Raw genomic sequence first — 17138 nt, 5'->3', positions numbered from 1 at the left:
CGTCGCAGTTCTTGCGCATTGATTGCACACAACGCGCAGGACGTGCCAGGGTGAGCGCGTGGTCAAAGTAGCCTTCATCGGCGCCGGGAGCGTCGAGTTCACCCGCAACGTCGTCACCGATCTGTGCACCTACCCGGAGCTCCAGGGACAGCTTGAGCTGTCGCTCCACGACATCGACGCCGAGCGCCTCGGGTACGCCGAGGCCCTCGCCGGCCGGGTGTCCGACCTGGCCGGAGCCGGCGCGCGCATCAGCTCCGACATCGACCGACGCGCCGCGCTCGAGGGCGCCGACTTCGTCATCAACGAGATCCAGGTCGGCGGGTACGCGGCGACCCGCCTCGACTTCGACATCCCCGCCAAGTACGGGCTGCGTCAGACGATCGGCGACACGATCGGCGTCGGCGGCATCTTCCGCGGCCTCCGTACCATCCCCGTGCTCCAGGGCATCGGGAACGACCTCGCCGAGGTCGCGCCCGACTCCACGCTCCTCAACTACAGCAACCCGATGGCGATGCTGCCGTGGGCGGTCGCGGCGAGCACGCCCTTCCAGCGCGTCGTCGGCCTGTGCCACTCCGTGCGCGACACCCACCGCCAGCTCGCCGAGCTCGTCGGCGTTCCGCAGGACGAGATCGAGTACGTCACCGCCGGCTTCAACCACCAGGCGTTCGTCCTCCGGTTCACCCGCGACGGCGAGGACCTGTACCCGCGCCTCCGCGAGGTCGTCGAGGCCGACCCGGAGCTGCAGCGCCGCGTGCGCGTCGAGATCTTCCGCCGGTTCGGGTACTTCCCCACCGAGTCGAGCGAGCACTCGGCCGAGTACGTGCCGTGGCTCATGCACGACGACGCCGCGATCGATCGGTTCCGCATCCCGGTCGGCGAGTACCTGCGCCGCTCCGAGGAGAACCTCGACGAGCTCGACGAGACGAAGCACATCCTCGAGGGCGGCGGGGAACTCACGCTCGAGCCCACCTCGGAGATGGCGTCGGAGTACATCCGCGCGCAGGTGACCGGTCAGCCGACGGACCTGTACGTCAACGTCGTGAACAACGGCAAGATCGCGAACCTCCCCGACGAGTGCGCGATCGAGGTCCCCGCGACGGTCGACGCCGACGGCCTGCACCCGCAGTCCGTGGGCGCACTGCCCGCGCAGCTCGTCGCGCTCAACCGGACGTTCCTCAACGTCGTGGAACTCACGGTCAAGGCCGTCCTCGAGGGCGACCGCGACCACGTGTACCACGCCGCGATGCTCGACCCGAACGCCGCCGCGTCGCTGAGCCTGGACGACATCCACGCGATGTGCGACGAGCTGCTCGAGGCGCACGGCGACCGGATCCCACAGGCGCTGCGTCTCCACTGATCGCCGCCGCACCACCATCGGGTGCGTCGGGAACCGCCATGCTGGTCCCGATGCACCCGTTCCCGGTCGACGTCCCGTCGTCGACCACGGATCGCGCTCACCGCGCTGGAAGGAACCCCACGACATGAACCAGGTCGAAGCCATCGTCCGTCGGCACCGCGGCGGCGACACCGTCGGGATCACCTCCGTCTGCTCCGCGCACCCCCTCGTGCTGCGGGCGTCGATGCGGCAGGCCCTCGAGGACGGCTCCGTCCTGCTCATCGAGGCGACCTCGAACCAGGTCGACCAGTTCGGCGGGTACACGGGGCTCACGCCGGAGCAGTTCCGCGACCAGGTGCTCGGCTTCGCCGACGAGGAGTCCTTCCCCCGCGACCGCCTGGTGCTCGGCGGGGACCACCTCGGGCCGAACCGGTGGCAGCGTGAGACGCCGGATCAGGCGATGCCGAAGGCCGACGACCTCGTCGCCGCGTACGCCGCCGCCGGGTACGCCAAACTCCACATCGACTGCAGCATGCGGCTCGACGGCGACCCCACGCCCCTGCCCGACGCCGTCGTCGCCGAACGCGCGGCCCGGCTCATCGCGATCGCCGAGGCCGCCCGGCCGACCGACGGCGAACCGCCCGTGTACGTGATCGGCACCGAGGTGCCCGTGCCGGGAGGCGCGCACGAGACCCTCGGCGCGCTCCAGCCGACGAGTCCCGCGGCCGCACGCGAGACCCTCGACGCCCACCGGGGCGCCCTGCGCGACCGCGGCCTCGACGCGGTGTGGCCGCGGGTCGTCGCACTCGTCGTGCAGCCCGGCGTCGAGTTCGACCACCTCAAGGTGATCGACTACGACCGGACGGCCACGCAGCAGCTGCAGCGGGTCCTCGACGACGAGCCCGACATGGTGTTCGAGGCGCACAGCACCGACTACCAGACCCGCGGCCACCTGACCGAGCTCGTCGAGGACCACTGGGCCGTGCTCAAGGTCGGGCCGGGGCTGACGTTCGCCCTGCGCGAGGCCCTGTTCGCCCTCGCCGCGATCGAGGGCGAACTCGTGCCCGCCGGCGAGCGCTCCGACCTCGTCACGTTCATGGACGAGCGGATGGTCGCCGATCCCGGGTACTGGGAGCACTACTACGAGGGCGACGCCGAGGAGCAGCGCATCGCCCGCCGGTACAGCTACAGCGACCGCATCCGCTACTACTGGGCCTCGCCCGAGGTCGAGGAGCGCGTCGACCGGTTGTTCACCAACCTGACCGCGTCCGGGATCCCCGAGCCGCTGATCGGGCAGTTCCTGCCGAAGCAGTTCACGCGGGTGCGGCAGGGCGTGCTGGCGCCGGAGCCCGAGGCCCTCGCGGTCGACGCCGTGCGCGAGGTCCTTCGCGACTACGCGGCGGCCTGCGGGCACAGCGTCGGCTGACCGCCGGCCGCTCCCCCGCTCCCCCTTCCGCGAGATCGCAGTCGTTGCCGTTCTGACCGGCGTCGGAACGACGACGACTGCGATCTCGTCGGAACGGTCGGGTGCCGGCCACCCGGCCACCGGGACGCCGGGACGCCGGGACGCGCGGACGAGCAGGATGGACGGCGTGCACCCCGTCGACGCCCTGCAGGAGATCGCCTTCTGGCTCGAACGGGACCTCGCTCCGTCGTTCAAGGTGCAGGCGTTCCGCACGGCGGCCGCCGCGATCGCCGGTCGGTCCGACGACGATCTGGAGGCCCGGCTCCGCTCCGGCGCACTCGCCCGCACCAAGGGGGTCGGTTCCCGCAGCCTCGAGGTGATCGGCCAGGCGCTCGAGGACCGCGTGCCCGACTACCTGCAGGCCCTGCGCGACCGGGAACGCGAGACGACGAGCGAAGCCGGGGCGGGCCTCCTGGCCGACCTGCGCGGCGACCTGCACTGCCACAGTGAGTGGTCGGACGGCGGCACGCCCATCCCGCTCATGGTCGAGGCGGCGCGGACCCTGGGGCGCGAGTACATCGCGCTCACCGACCACTCGCCCAACCTGACCGTCGCGCACGGTCTGACCGCCGAGCGCCTGACCGAACAGCTCGGCGTGCTCGACGACGTCCGGGCGGACCACCCCGACGTCCGGGTGCTCAGCGGGATCGAGGTCGACATCCTCGAGGACGGCACGCTCGACCAGACCCCGGCGATGCTCGACCGGCTCGACGTCGTCGTCGCGAGCGTGCACTCGAAGCTCCGCGCTGACCGCCGCACGATGACGGAGCGCATGCTCGGCGGCATCCGTGATCCGCACACGAACGTCCTCGGGCACTGCACCGGCCGCCTCGTGCAGGGGTCCCGCGGCGAGCGCCCGCAGTCGACGTTCGACGCGCGTGCGGTGTTCGAGGCGTGCGTGGAGCACGACGTGGCGGTCGAGATCAACAGCCGACCCGAGCGACAGGACCCGCCGGACGACCTCATCCGGCTCGCGCTCGAGGTGGGCTGCCTGTTCAGCATCGACACCGACGCACACGCGCCCGGACAGCTCGACTTCCTGCGGCTCGGGGCGGAGCGGGCGGCGCAGAACGGGGTGCCGGCCGACCGCATCGTGACGACGTGGCCGGTGGAGCGCCTCCTGGCCTGGGCGCATCCGCGGGCCTGACCGGGCCGGCGGGCCGGCAACCGCTCGGCGGGCCGCCGGCTGAAACCGTCGAGATCGCACTTGTTGCCGCTCTCGCCTGGGTCAGAACGGCAACGACTGCTATCTCGCGAGATGGACGCCGGTCCCCCTACTGTGAGCGCGTGACCGGCGTCGATCCGCTCGAACCCCTGCCCCCCGTCGTCATCGGCGCGATCACGATCGTGGTCGACGAGTATCGCCCGGTCGCCGCACTCGTGACCGATGACGACACTCGATTCGCAACCTGGCCGGATGCGCCGCTCCCGGAGCACGCACCGTCGACGGAAGTCATCGCCGCCCCGGACGGAGTCTGGGTCGTGTACGAGGAGTCCGAGGACGGCGAGATCCCTGACAGCGGAGCCGGGACGCGTACCGGCCCGACCTGGACCGCGGTCCACGTCGGGGCCGACGGCAGGACCTCCTCGGTCGATCTGAGTCCCCGGCGGCCGAGCAGCGCCGACGCGGCCGGGCTCTAGACGGTGGACCCGCGGGGTCCCTCGCTCTGGATCGGATCCGAGGACGACGAACAGCCCGACGACGCAACCTCGTTCCCCGACGTCGAGGACCTGCCGCTCGAAGCGCCGCCATCCGACGACCAGGACGACGAGGCGTTCTGGCCGGACGCGGGCGCGTGGGGTGACGCGGACGGCTGGAACGAGGAGGACGGGACCTGGCTGGACGAGGACGAGGACGAGAACGAGGACCACCCCGAGGACCACGCGGAGGGCGACCACGCCGCCGCCGAGTCCGAGGCGGCGGGCCCGAGTGTGGTCGCCACGGCGGCCATGTTCGCCGCTGCGACGGGGAACGACGCCGACGACGAGGGCCCGGGCTCCGGCTGGTACATCCGCTTCCCGGGCGACGACGAGGACGAACGGCCGCTCGGACCCGCCCCGACACCGCTCCCCACGCCTCCCACTGAGATCGTGCACGTCGGCATCGACGGCGCGCGGCGCACGATCGTCGTCGACCACCTCGTGGATGCGGTCGAGCGGGTCGGTGACGTGCTGCGCCTCCGCGTGCACGCGGCAGGTCCGCGCCACGTCCCGGCGCACCGGTCCTGGGACATCCGGTACGAGCCGCGCACCGTCGAGGTGGACGTGCGGCAGGGCCTCCCGGATCGGATCGTGACCGACTCGTTGCCCACGGTCGAGGGGCGGTCCGCGGCCGACGGCGAGCGGTGGGACGACGCCGACGACGCGTCGGACGACGACCCGTCGGACGACGACCGGTCGGACGGCGACCCGTCCGACGAGGGTGACGACTGGGGCGAGCGGTGGGAGCGCCATCTCGACGACCGCGAGGCGACGGTGCATCCCTGGCGGGATCGCATCGAGCTCGACAGCGTCGCGGGGACACGCTGGCACCTCGCCGAGCGCAGCCACGAACAGATCGTCGCCGACGTCGAGGCAGTCCGCTCGCAGTTCACCGGGCTCAGCTCCGACACCGTCATGTGGACCGCCGAGGACGATGCGATGCACCGCGTGTCGAGTGACTACCGCAACGTGGAGGTCGTCGTCGAGGGGGCCTGGCCGCGCGACGTGGTCGTCGCCACGTTCGAGCACCGGCGGTACCCGTACGTCCGGTTCCGCCGTCGGGTCCCCGTCCACGACGCGAGCGGCCGCCCGATCGTCCGTCTCTACCTGTCGGTCCACCTCGACGAGATGCTCGACACGGGGCAGGTGCCGCCGCGGTCGGAGGCAGTCGACGGCGTGCTCGACCTCGACTTCGCGTCCTGAAGCCGTCCCTCCCGGCCGCCCGACCGCCACCCTGACCATCTGAGCGCCGAGATCGCAGTCGTTGCCGCTCTGGCCCGGGTCAGAACGGCAACGAGTGCGATTCCGCGGACAAGGGGACAAGGGGATCCGGTTGCACACTGGGGCGTGCCGGACACATCCAGGGTGACCACCGATCCGAAGGAGTCCCGTGGACCCCACATTCACCGAGCTGTACCGGCTCCACTACCCCGCGGTGCTGCGGTTCGTCCGTCGACGAGCGCATCCGGCGGCCGTGGACGACGTCGTGTCCGAGACCTTCGTCGCCGCGTGGCGCCGGCAGGACGAGATGCTCGTCGCACCGCTTCCCTGGCTCTACCGGACGGCGCGGAACGTCATGCTCAACGCCGCCCGGAGCGCCGGACGTCGGACCGGACTCGCCGTCCGGGTGCAGGGTGAGGCATCGGTCGCGGTTCCGAGCGACGACCCGATCGCGGCGCTCGAACGTCGGCACGACCTCGCCCTCGCGTGGCGCTCGCTCGACGAGCTCGACCAGGAGGCCCTGGCCCTGCAGGTCTGGGAGGGCATGACCGGAGCGCAAGCCGCCGCCGTCCTCGGCATCAGCCGTGCGGCCTACTCGATGCGCGCCAGTCGCGCCCGACGCCGCCTGGCAGCGGTGCTCCGCGACTCCGACGAGGGCGAGCGACGCGGATCGTCGACGGCACCGGCCGCCGCCACGCACCCCAACACCGGCCGGGAGGCCCAGCCGCCCGCCGCCATCTGGCCCACCCCCGACACCGGCCGGGAGGCCCAAGAGCCGCCCGCCACCTGGCCCACGCCCGTCACGGGTCCGGACCCCGAACGCCCGGACTCCCCCGCCGCGATGACCGCACTCCGCCTCGACCGGAAGGCACGACGATGACACGACCGCACGCAGCACGAATCGACGACGAGCTCGGCACCCTCGACCCCGAGCCCCGCGCCGACCTGACCCCGAGCGAGGTCGACCGCGCCGAGCGCCTCCTCGCCGCGATCGTCCGACTCGACCCCGAGCCGGAGGTGGGCCGCGTGACGGGCTCGTCCCGGGCCTCCCGGCCGATGCCGGCGACGCGGATCGGACGCGGGCCGATCACACGGGCCGCCTGGGCGACCGGTGCCACCGTGGCGGGCGGCGCGCTGCTCCTCGGCGGCGCGGTGGTCGGCCTGCCGATCGCCCGCGACCTGTACCACCAGCTGCCGGGACACGCGACGAGCCTGTCGACGGCCGAGATCGCCTCGTGGACGGCGGTCCCCTCGCACCCGTCGGCGACGTCCTCGTCGATCGAGGCGCTCGCACGGCAGTGCACCGGGTCCCCGGGCACCGACGCGACCCCGGCGGCCGGACGGATCTCGGTGTCGGACGTCGACCGCCGCGGCTCGGTCCTGACCATGGTGGTGTCGAGCGCGGGCGACGGCGCGCGGCGCTGGTGCCTCGTCGGCTCCGGACATGTCGTGTCGTGGGAGCTCATCGACGACCGCTCGACCCCGCTGCCGGTGCTCGCCGCCGGGACGGTCAACGTCCAGAGCACCGAGATGAACGGATCGGGCGGCCAGGCGATCAGCCGCGCGTACGGGCAGGTCGGGTCGGACGTCACGGGCGTCGTGCTCCACACCGCCTCGGGCCGGACGATCACGACGACCGTCGGGGACGGCCTGTGGACCGCGTGGTGGCCGCCGGCGGACCGGGACACCGGGGACCTCGGGGACCTGACCGTGACGTGGACGACGAGCGACGGCGCGACGCACTCGGCGTCGACGGACGCCCTCTCCGCGCTGCGCTGACCAGCGTTCCCACCGGCCCGGCCACCCCCCCCTTCTTCGAGATCGCAGTCGTTGCCGCTCTGGAGCCGCAGATACCGGCAACGACTGCGATCTCGCGGAAGAACGGGGCGGTCAGGCGGCGGAGCGCTCCGCGGCCGGGCGTCGGCGCAGCGCCGGGTCGCCGACCTCCGGGCCGCGGTAGACCATGTCCATCGCCCCGACGCTCTCGCCGGGCGGAACGATCGCGTCGATCCGGTCGAGCACCTCGTCCGACAGCGCGACGTCGATCCCGGCGAGCGTGTCCTCGAGCTGCTCCATGGTCCGGGGTCCGGCGATGGCGGAGGTCACCCCGGGATGCGCGATCACGAACGACATCGCGAGGTGGGTGAGTGGGACACCGACCTCCTGGGCCAGCGTGATGAGCTGCTCGACGGTGGCGAGGCGACGTTCGTCGCGGAAGTGCCGCATCCCGGAGACCGACGAGCGGAACACGTCGTTGTCCTGACCCGCCCGGTAGCGCCCGGTCAGGGTGCCACCGGCGAGCGGGCTGTAGACCAGGGTCCCCATGCCGTGGCGCTCGGCGACGGGGAGGATCTCGCGCTCGATCTCACGGTCGAGGATCGAGTAGTTCGGCTGTTCGGTGCGGAACCGCTCGAACCCGCGGCGCTCGGACGTCCACTGCGCCTCGACGATCTCGGAGCCGCGCATCGAGGACGACCCGATCGCGCGGACCTTGCCCTGCCGCACGAGGTCGGTGAGCGCCGACAGCGTCTCGTCGATGTCGGTGTCGGGGTCCGGGCGGTGGAGCTGGTACAGGTCGATGTGGTCGGTCTGCAGGCGGCGGAGCGATCGCTCGACCGCCTGGGTGATCCAGCGCCGCGACGCGCCCCGGTGGTTGACGTCGTCGTCCACGGGACCCCAGAACTTCGTGGCGAGGACGACGTCGTCGCGGCGGCCCTTCAGCGCTTCGCCGACGACCTCCTCGGAGTCGCCGTAGCGATCGGCGGTGTCGACGAGGTTGATGCCGGCGTCGAGGGCCCGGTGGATGATCCGGACGCCCTCCTTCCGGTCCGGATTGCCGAGACTCCCGAGCATCATCGCGCCGAGCGCGTACGGGGTGACCTTGATGCCGGTGCGGCCGAGAGTGCGGTACTGCATGGTGCTCCACTTCCGGACCCGCGCCGCCCTGTCAGCCGAGGCGGGTCGTATGATCGATGAATCGGAACGACCTTCCGGAAAGACCGCTCGATGCGATCGGATATCCGGAACGTTGTTCCGCTTGATTCCGTCACCTTATGCGGAACTTTGTTCCGCCGCAAGAGGAGCCTCACCATGCCCGCGCCCACGAGCGACACCGAGGCGTCGATCGCCCCGGCCGGCCGACGGATGCGCTCGGACGCGCGGCAGAACGTCGATGCCCTCCTCGAAGCCGCGAAGGCGGTGTTCGCGGACGCCGGTGTCGACGCGCCCGTTCGGTCCATCGCCGAACGCGCGGGCGTCGGGGTCGGCACCCTGTACCGGCACTTCCCGCTCCGCTCGGACCTCATCTCGGCGGTGTTCCGGCGTGAGATGGACGCGTGCGTGGCGGCTGCGGACGAGATCGAGGCCACCTCGCCGCCGGGCGAGGCACTCGACCGCTGGATCATGCGCTACACCCAGTTCGTCGCCACGAAGCGCGGGCTCGCAGCGGCACTCCACTCGGGCGACCCGGCGTACGAACCGCTCGCCGAGTACTTCTCGACGCGACTCGCACCGACGCTCGATCGGCTGCTCACCGCGGCGACCGCGTCCGGGGACGTCGTGCACGAGGTCGACGCCGCCGAGTTCCTCGGGGCGGTCGCAGACCTCTGTCACGCGGGTGGGCCTCCCGGGACAGAGCGGTCCGGCCGTGCCGAACGCATGGTGCGGCTGCTGCTCGCGGGACTGCGGGCGGAGCCGGGCGACTGACGACGTCGGACGCTCCTGCGACGATGGGGGACATGCCCGCCCCGCTCGTCGACGCGGTCGACGTCATCCGACTCGTCGGCCCGCGTCCGTTCGGGCGCGCGAAGGACCTCGTGCGTGCCGGCGGCGTGCTCGGGACCCGCTGGGACGACGCGGACGAGACGCTCGCCGCCCTCGTGCAGGGCTCCGGCCCCGAGCCGTACCAGGTGAGCGTGCACCTCACGCCCACCCGCGGTCCATTCAGCCGACCCGGCCGGAACACCTGCACGTGCCCCATCGGTGGCGATTGCAAGCACGTCGCGGCGGCGCTCCTCGAGGTCATGGCCGCCGCGGTCCGGCGCGACCCCGGGCTGACCGGCGCGGCCGGACTCACCGGACTCGTGGAGCCGACGGGCCTCGCCGCGACGGCGGTCGACGACGCCGTGGCCGCGCCGCCCGAGCACTGGCGGACGGCGCTCGGGTCGCTCGCCGGCGGCCCCGGGCCGGCGAGCGCACGGACGACCGCGATGGGCCTCCAGTTCGAGCTCCGCGACCTCGTCCCGCAGCGACTCGCCCGCGCGGCGGCGGGTCGCGACGCCGCCGGGTCGACGGGCAGCCGTGTCCGCCTCGGCGTCCGCCCGGTCACGCGCAGCGCTGCGGGCAACTGGGTCCGCGGGCAGCTCACCTGGGGGTCGCTCCCCTACTCCCGCAACCGCCTCGGCGCGGCCCCGGACCAACACGCCTGGTTCCTGCAGTTCGCCGCGCTGCACCGCTCGGCCCACGCGGTCTCCGCGCCGGGTGAGAGCGACTGGCTCTTCCTCGACGACTTCGCGAGCCCGCTGCTGTGGCCGCTGCTGCACGAGGCCGACCGCCTCGGCATCGGGCTCGTCGCGGCGGGCACGAAGGCCGCGGCACGCGGGCGCGGCCGTGTCACCGACACCGCGACCACGGCTGGGACCGCCGACGACGCCCGTGCCGTCGTCGTCGGCCGGGAGGCCCGGGTCGTCCTCGATGCGTCCCGCACGTCGGACGGCGTGCAGCTCGGCGCGCTCGCCCTGGTCGACGGCCGTCCGATCCCGCCGGGGGCCGCGGGCGCGATCGGCACCCACGGCGTCTACGCCTTCCGCCGCTCCCCCGCGCTGCACATCACCCTCGCACCGACACCGACGCCCCTGCGCGAGGACCAGCGCCGTCTCCTGACGACCGGGGACCGCATCACCGTCCCGCCCGCGGACGTCGACGAGTTCCTGCACGACGTCTCGCCCCGCCTGCGCGGCAGCGTGGACCTCGTGAGCGCCGACGGTTCGCTCGAGCTCCCGGACCGCACGCCGCCGGAGTTCGTCCTGACCGTGACGTTCGAGCCCGAGGACCGCGTGCTGCTCAGCTGGCGTTGGCACGTCGACGGCCGACGGGACCTCCCGGCAGCGCACGGACCGGTTCCGGACCTGTTGGAGGTCGACGCGCCTCCCGGCGTGCGCTGGCCGAGCCGGACCGGCGTCGACCCGGTCCCTGACCGCCACCGCGGCGGAGACGTCGACGGAAGCGACGCCGACGACGGGGACTCCGACGACGGCGACCAGGTGCTCGACGGCTCCGACGCCATCGAGTTCACGACGACGACCCTGCCGACACTCCAGGCCCGTGACGACCTGCGCGTCCGCATCGTGGGCGAGCGCCCGGACTACCGGGAACTCACGGACCAGCCGAAGCTGACCCTGACCACGATGCCGAGCCCGCACCGCGACTGGTTCGACCTCGGGTTCCTCGTGACCGTCGAGGGTCGCACGGTCCCGTTCACGCCCCTGCTCGAGGCGCTCGCCAAGCGGGAGCGGAAGCTCAAGCTCATCGACAACACGTACATGTCACTGCAGAACCCGGTGTTCGACGAGCTGAAGCGCCTCATCGACGAGGCGACCGAGCTCGACGAGTGGGAGCCCGGCCGCTACCGCATCAGCCCGTACCAGGCCGCACTGTGGTCGGAGTTCGACCAGCTCGCCGACGAGACCGTGCAGGACGCCCGGTGGCGCGAGACCGTCGAGGGCCTCCTGCGGTTCCAGGACGCCACCGACGACGACCCGGTGATCACGGCCGTGTCCGTGCCGGAGTCCGTGCACGCCGAGCTCCGCCCCTACCAACGCGAGGGCCTGGCGTGGCTGACGTTCCTGTACGAGCACGGGCTCGGCGGGGTCCTGGCGGACGACATGGGGCTCGGCAAGACGCTGCAGACGCTCGCGTTCGTGGCGGGCGTGCGGGAGCGCGAACGCGCGCGGGCTGGCTCGGGGGACGCCGCACCGGACCGGTCGGGAGGCCCGTCAGCCGCGGCTCCCGACCGTCGCCCGTTCCTCGTGGTCGCGCCGACGAGCGTCGTCGGCAACTGGGTCACCGAGGCGGCGCGGTTCACCCCGTCGCTCGTGGTGCGCGGCGTGACGGCGACGACCGCGAAGCGACGGCGGATGCTCCGGGACGCCGCGGCCGAGGCGGACGTCGTCGTGACCTCGTACGCGCTGTTCCGGCTCGACGCGGCGGCGTACCGACAGCAGGAGTGGGCCGGGCTGGTCCTCGACGAGGCGCAGTTCGTCAAGAACCGGACGTCCCAGGCGAACCGGCTCGCGGCGGACCTCCCCGCGCCGTTCAAGCTCGCGATCACCGGGACGCCGCTCGAGAACGGGCTCATGGACCTGTGGTCGATCTTCTCGGTCGTCGCGCCGGGTCTGCTGTCGAGCGTGACGCGGTTCACCGATGACGTGGTCAAGCCGGTGGCGTCCCCGGACCTGACACCGGAGCAGCGGGCCGATGTGATGGGTCGACTGCGGCGGCGGATCCGGCCGCTCATGCTCCGGCGCACCAAGGAGTCCGTGGCGGCGGACCTGCCCGAGAAGGTCGAGCAGGTGCTGCACGTCGACCTCGACCCGGAGCACCGCGCCCTCTACGACCGGACCCTGCAGCGCGAGCGGCTCAAGGTGCTCGACCTGCTCGACGACATGGACCGGCACCGGATGATCGTGTTCCGCTCGCTGACGCTCCTGCGGATGCTCGCCCTCTCGCCGGCGCTCATCGACCCGGACTCGGCCGTGCCGTCGGCGAAGCTCGACCTGCTGCTCGACGACCTCGCGGAGCTCGAGGCCGAGGGGCGCCGTGCCCTCGTGTTCAGTCAGTTCACCTCGTTCCTCCGGCTCGTCGCGGCCGGGCTCGACGCGCGCGGCGTGGCGTACGAGTACCTCGACGGGTCGACGACCGGTCGCGCAGCGGTGATCGACCGGTTCAAGCAGGGCAGTGCGCCGGCGTTCCTCATCAGCCTCAAGGCGGGCGGGTTCGGCCTCAACCTGACCGAGGCCGACACGGTGTTCGTGCTCGATCCCTGGTGGAACCCCGCGGCGGAGGCCCAGGCGATCGACCGCGCGCACCGCATCGGGCAGCGGGTCCCCGTGAGCGTGCACCGCCTCATCGCGCAGGACACCATCGAGGACAAGGTCCTGGCCCTCGCGACCCGCAAGGGGGAACTGTTCGACGCGGTCATCGACGAGGACGACACGTTCTCGGGAGCGCTGACGGCTGAGGACGTGCGGGGGCTCCTGGAGTAGGACAGTTCCGTCTGGATCCACCACACCCCGCACTGGGTGGTCACCGGAGACAGGACTCACAGCGTGCCCCCGGTGTGACCTGATTTGCTAGACAGACTAGCGAATCCGAGTTCCCGCCCGGCCCTGGACGTGGCGACTCCGGACGTGCAGTGGGGCGACCGAGCGGTCGCCCTGTGCAACCCGAACCGAGGAACCAATGACGCTCATGAGCACCACAGCACCATCCGAGATCACGATCGACCACGAGCCGTACAGCGGCGAGGACGCCGTTCGCCTGCGGGCCGTCGCACTCCTCAGCGCCGGGCTCCCCCCGCGCATGGCACGGACGCTGCCCCCGGCGTCGGTCGCGGCGAACCTGACGGTCCGCAACGGCATGGGTGAGCCGCTCGGCTACGGGGTCCTCAGCGAGGTCGCCGATGGCGTGCTCGAGATCCAGTCGTTCTTCATCCGCGAGGACGCCCGGGGCGCCGGTATCGGCAGCGCGCTGCTTAGCCGCCTCGAACAGGTCGCGGGCGAACTCGGCTCCCCCGCCCTCGTGCACGCCGGCACCCCGGGCGACGCGGACATCACGGACACGCTGCTGCGCCGCGGGTACGTGCCGATCGCCCCGTTCGGTGCGCACACCCTCGTGGCGGACGTGGTCTGCGTCTCGAAGATCCTGGTCTGATCCGCGGGACGGCCGGGAGGCCCGGCAGCGTCATCCGCGGAGGTTCGCCACCCAAGCGTCCACGGTCGTGACGTCGGCCTGTCGGGGGTAGACCTTCTCGGTCAGGACCCGGTGGATCTCGGGATCGGCGTCCGCACATGCGTCGGCGAGGACGGTGATCCCGTAGTCGAGGTCCGCGGCCTGCCGGAGGGTCGACAGCACGACCCCGCTCGTGGCGATGCCCGCGAGGACGAGCTCGGTCGCCCCGGCAGCGCGGAGCACGACGTCGAGGTCGCTGCCGGTGAAGGCACTGACCCGGCGCTTCGTCACGACGACCTCGTCGGGGCGGACCGCGAACGCAGCGTGGATCGCGGTCGAGCGCTCGTCGAAGCCGGCGGCGTCGCCCCGCTGCCGCATCGCGCCGAAGCTCTTGTTCGACGCGGCGATCTCCGGGAACCCCGCGCGGAAGGCGACGCGGACGAACACCACGGGCACGCCGCTCGTGCGGGCGGCATCGACCGCGCGCGTGGCGGCCGCCAGGACCTCGGGCGAGCCGAGCCGGTCGACGATGCTGGTCTGGAAGTCCATGACGAGCAGGACGGGTGTGGACATGGCGAGCCTCCGGTGGTCGTGTGGATTTCGACAGTCCTGACTGTACAGGTACTGATGCGCAGTCTAGGCTGCCGATCATGTCCGACGAACCGATCCCACTCGACGCATCCCCCGCGGCGACCTCGCTGGCCGTGCGCGTGGCCGTCGGCCGTTTCCTCCGCCGCCTGCGCGAGGTCGCGGCCGAGGGCGACCTCACTCCCTCGCAGGCGTCCGTCCTGACCCGCGTCGGCAAGGGCGAGGCGACCACCGCCTCGGCTCTCGCCGTGCTCGAGGGCGTCCGGCCGCAGTCGATGGCGAACACCCTCACCGCGCTCGAGGCCGCAGGGCTCGTGCAGCGGGCACCCGACCCCACCGACGGGCGCCGCCAGATCGTCGGCCTGACCGACGCCGGGTCGGTGCAGAACGAGGGCAACCGCGCCGCGCGGCAGGAGTGGCTCACCGAGGTGATGGCCGAGCGGTACACGGAGGACGAGCGTCGTCGCCTGCTCGAGGCCCTGGCGCTGCTCGACCGGGTCGCCGAGGCACCGACGGAGCGCACCGACCGATGAGCGAGTCGGACACCGGGCGGCTCCCCCGCCCCACTGCACCGTCCACGCCGGGAGCCGGACGACCGCGCCGCGCCGCGCCTCCCGACCGGATCGACCGGCGCCTGCTCGCGCCGATGATGCTCGGGTCGATCCTCAACCCGATCAACTCGTCGATCATCGCGGTCGCCCTCGTGCCGATCGCCGCCGCGTTCGGCGCCCCCGCGTCGGAGACCGCCTGGCTGGTGTCCGCGCTGTACCTGGCGACGTCGATCGGGCAGCCCCTGGTGGGGCGACTCGTCGACACGTTCGGGCCGCGGCGGCTGTTCCTCGTCGGCGCCGTGCTCACCCTCGTCGCGGGCGTGATCGGCACCGCGGCCCCCGGGCTCGGGTGGCTCGTCGCCGCCCGGGTCGTGCTCGGGTTCGGCACGTGCGCGGGGTACCCCGCCGCGATGACGCTCATCCGTGCCGAGGGCCGCCGCACCGGGCAGGACAGCCCCCAGGCGGTGCTCACCGCGCTCGCCGTGACGACGCAGACCATCGCGGTGATCGGGCCGACGCTCGGCGGACTCCTCATCGCCCTCGGCGGGTGGCGGGCGACGTTCGCGGTCAACATCCCGCTCGGTGTCGCCTGTCTGGTGCTCGGCTGGGTCGCACTCCCCCGGCACACCGCGCTCGACGCCACCCGGACGCGTGCGCGGTTCGACGTCGCCGGTGTCCTGCTCTTCGCGGCGACGCTCCTCGCGCTCCTGCTGTTCCTCATGGACCTGCGGCCGGCACTCGTCTGGCTGCTCGTGGTCGCCGTCGCCGCCGCGGTCGCCTTCACGGTGCGCGAACTCCGTGCCGTCGACCCGTTCATCGACGTGCGGGTGTTCGCCGGCAACCTCCCGCTGCTCGGGACGTTCGCGCGCGCCCTCGTCGCCCAGGTCGTCAGCTACGCGTTCCTCTACGGGTTCACGCAGTGGCTCGAGGACGGCCGTGGCTTGTCGGCATCGGCCGCGGGGCTCGTGCTGCTCCCCCTGTTCGGTGCGGCCATCGTCGTGTCGACCCTGACCGGCAGACGGCCCGAGGTGCGGGCGAAGCTCGTCGTCGGCGGCGTCCTGCTGCTCGTCGGCTGCGTCCTGCTCCTCGCCGTGGGGTCCGGCACGGCCGTGTGGCTCCTGTTCGCCCTCACCACGCTCGTCGGGATCCCGCTCGGGCTGCTCAACCTGGCGAACCAGAACGCCCTGTACCACCAGGCGGACCCCGAGCGGGTCGGCGCGTCCGCGGGCTTGCTCCGGACGTTCTCGTACCTCGGCGCGATCGTGGCGTCGGCGTCGGGCGGGGCGGCGTTCGGGGCGCGGGCGACCACCCCCGGGCTGCACGAACTCGCGTGGATCATGGTCGTGGCGGCCGCGGTCCTCGTGGCGCTGACGCTCGCCGATCGCTCGCTCGCAGCGCTCTCGCGCCCGGCCCGGACGCCCTGACCGTCCACCCCCTCTTTCACAAGATCGCAGTCGTTGCCGTTCAGACCGCGTCTGGAACGGCAACGACTGCGATCTCGCGGGGTCGTGCGTCAGCGGGCGGTGCCGCCCAGGGCGTCGATCGCGGCGACCTCGTCCTCGGTCAGCTGGAACGTCACGCCGCGCGCGTTCGAGCGGATGCGCTCCGGCTGCGACGACTTCGGGATGACGACGAACTCGTGCGCGATGTGCCATGCGACGATGACCTGCGCGGCGTCGGCGTCGTGCGCCTCGGCGATGCGGAGGAACGTCGGGTCCTGGAGGTTCGAGGCCTTGAACGGGCTGTACCCCTCGAGGACGACGCCCCGCTCGGCCAACCCCTGCGCGAAGGCGACGTCGTACTCCGCAGGGCTCCAGCGCACCTGGTTCACCGACGGGGTCACGCCGGTCGCGTCGATGAGTTCGTCGATCTGCGCCAGCGAGTAGTTGCTGACGCCGATGGCCTTGGTCAGACCGTCCTGCTGGGCGGCGATGACCTGCTCCCACACCGCCGGGGTCGCCTCGCCGTTCGGCGGCCAGTGCACGAGCCACAGGTCGAGCTGGTCGACGCCGAGCTTGTCCAGGCTCTCGGAGATGGTCTGCCGTTCACGGCCGCCGTGCTCCGGCGGCAGCTTGGTGGTGATGAACACCTCGTCGCGGTCGAGTCCGGACTCGGCGACGGCCCGACCGACCCCGCGCTCGTTGGCGTAGCCGGTGGCTGTGTCGATGTGGCGGTAGCCGGCCTCGAGGGCCGAGCTCACGGCAGCGGGGGCGTCGGCGTCCTCGATCTGCCAGGTGCCGAAGCCGAGCAGCGGCATCGAGGCGGTGGGCAGGGCGACGGCTGGTTCGTTGTACGCGTCGTTGGGCATGACGCCTGTCTACTCCGCCAG

At 72.5% G+C, this 17138-nt stretch carries 15 protein-coding genes; 12 read left to right on the top strand and 3 right to left on the bottom strand.

What is annotated here, in order from left to right:
- The first annotated feature begins 58 nt into the window (after positions 1 to 58).
- The 7 genes from DEI82_RS05555 to DEI82_RS05525 all read left to right on the top strand — a co-directional run bounded on the left by DEI82_RS05555 (position 59) and on the right by DEI82_RS05525 (position 7502).
- The gene (locus DEI82_RS05555; RefSeq protein WP_111008539.1) at positions 59 to 1357 is read left to right on the top strand and encodes an alpha-glucosidase/alpha-galactosidase; all 1299 of its coding nucleotides are present in this window, start codon (positions 59 to 61) and stop codon (positions 1355 to 1357) included.
- A 124-nt stretch (positions 1358 to 1481) separates the two neighbouring features.
- Positions 1482 to 2762, top strand: a complete 1281-nt coding sequence (locus DEI82_RS05550) for a D-tagatose-bisphosphate aldolase, class II, non-catalytic subunit (RefSeq protein ID WP_111036054.1) — start codon at positions 1482 to 1484, stop codon at positions 2760 to 2762.
- A gap of 166 nt (positions 2763 to 2928) precedes the next feature.
- On the top strand, positions 2929 to 3948 hold the full coding sequence (locus DEI82_RS05545; RefSeq protein ID WP_111036116.1) for a PHP domain-containing protein: 1020 nt from the start codon (positions 2929 to 2931) through the stop codon (positions 3946 to 3948).
- A gap of 140 nt (positions 3949 to 4088) precedes the next feature.
- Positions 4089 to 4442, top strand: coding sequence for a hypothetical protein (locus tag DEI82_RS05540; RefSeq protein WP_111036053.1), 354 nt, complete (start codon positions 4089 to 4091; stop codon positions 4440 to 4442).
- Between the two features lie 3 nt (positions 4443 to 4445).
- The gene (locus DEI82_RS05535; protein WP_111036052.1) at positions 4446 to 5705 is read left to right on the top strand and encodes a hypothetical protein; all 1260 of its coding nucleotides are present in this window, start codon (positions 4446 to 4448) and stop codon (positions 5703 to 5705) included.
- A 187-nt stretch (positions 5706 to 5892) separates the two neighbouring features.
- Positions 5893 to 6603, top strand: coding sequence for an RNA polymerase sigma factor (locus DEI82_RS16165; protein ID WP_181435113.1), 711 nt, complete (start codon positions 5893 to 5895; stop codon positions 6601 to 6603).
- A complete protein-coding gene (locus tag DEI82_RS05525; protein ID WP_111036051.1) occupies positions 6600 to 7502 on the top strand; it encodes a hypothetical protein in 903 nt (300 codons plus the stop codon). Before DEI82_RS16165 ends, DEI82_RS05525 begins: the two co-directional genes overlap by 4 nt.
- A 111-nt stretch (positions 7503 to 7613) precedes the next feature.
- Here the strand turns inward: DEI82_RS05525 and DEI82_RS05520 are convergent, their stop codons facing one another.
- Positions 7614 to 8639, bottom strand: a complete 1026-nt coding sequence (locus DEI82_RS05520; protein ID WP_111036050.1) for an aldo/keto reductase — start codon at positions 8637 to 8639, stop codon at positions 7614 to 7616.
- 174 nt (positions 8640 to 8813) lie between these two features.
- On the opposite strand from DEI82_RS05520, the gene DEI82_RS05515 reads away from it, so the two are divergent.
- The 3 genes from DEI82_RS05515 to DEI82_RS05505 all read left to right on the top strand — a co-directional run bounded on the left by DEI82_RS05515 (position 8814) and on the right by DEI82_RS05505 (position 13652).
- Positions 8814 to 9428 (top strand): TetR/AcrR family transcriptional regulator, encoded by a 615-nt coding sequence (locus DEI82_RS05515; protein WP_258371973.1) that lies wholly within the window; start codon positions 8814 to 8816, stop codon positions 9426 to 9428.
- Between the two features lie 32 nt (positions 9429 to 9460).
- Positions 9461 to 12985, top strand: a complete 3525-nt coding sequence (locus tag DEI82_RS05510) for a DEAD/DEAH box helicase (RefSeq protein WP_181435112.1) — start codon at positions 9461 to 9463, stop codon at positions 12983 to 12985.
- Between the two features lie 205 nt (positions 12986 to 13190).
- Positions 13191 to 13652, top strand: a complete 462-nt coding sequence (locus DEI82_RS05505) for a GNAT family N-acetyltransferase (protein WP_181435111.1) — start codon at positions 13191 to 13193, stop codon at positions 13650 to 13652.
- Positions 13653 to 13682: 30 nt separating this feature from the next.
- Here the strand turns inward: DEI82_RS05505 and DEI82_RS05500 are convergent, their stop codons facing one another.
- On the bottom strand, positions 13683 to 14243 hold the full coding sequence (locus DEI82_RS05500; protein ID WP_111036047.1) for a cysteine hydrolase family protein: 561 nt from the start codon (positions 14241 to 14243) through the stop codon (positions 13683 to 13685).
- Positions 14244 to 14320: 77 nt separating this feature from the next.
- Between DEI82_RS05500 and DEI82_RS05495 the strand changes: the two genes are divergently transcribed.
- Positions 14321 to 14791 (top strand): MarR family winged helix-turn-helix transcriptional regulator, encoded by a 471-nt coding sequence (locus DEI82_RS05495; protein WP_111036046.1) that lies wholly within the window; start codon positions 14321 to 14323, stop codon positions 14789 to 14791.
- Positions 14788 to 16233 (top strand): MFS transporter, encoded by a 1446-nt coding sequence (locus DEI82_RS05490; protein ID WP_111036045.1) that lies wholly within the window; start codon positions 14788 to 14790, stop codon positions 16231 to 16233. Before DEI82_RS05495 ends, DEI82_RS05490 begins: the two co-directional genes overlap by 4 nt.
- An 89-nt stretch (positions 16234 to 16322) precedes the next feature.
- Here the strand turns inward: DEI82_RS05490 and DEI82_RS05485 are convergent, their stop codons facing one another.
- Positions 16323 to 17117 (bottom strand): aldo/keto reductase, encoded by a 795-nt coding sequence (locus DEI82_RS05485; RefSeq protein WP_220037236.1) that lies wholly within the window; start codon positions 17115 to 17117, stop codon positions 16323 to 16325.
- Between the last annotated feature and the right edge of the window lie 21 nt (positions 17118 to 17138).

Source organism: Curtobacterium sp. MCBD17_019 (genome assembly GCF_003234555.1).
Classification (GTDB): domain Bacteria; phylum Actinomycetota; class Actinomycetes; order Actinomycetales; family Microbacteriaceae; genus Curtobacterium.
Note: the sequence above shows the minus strand (reverse complement) of the source record. Positions and strands in the feature narration are given on the sequence as shown.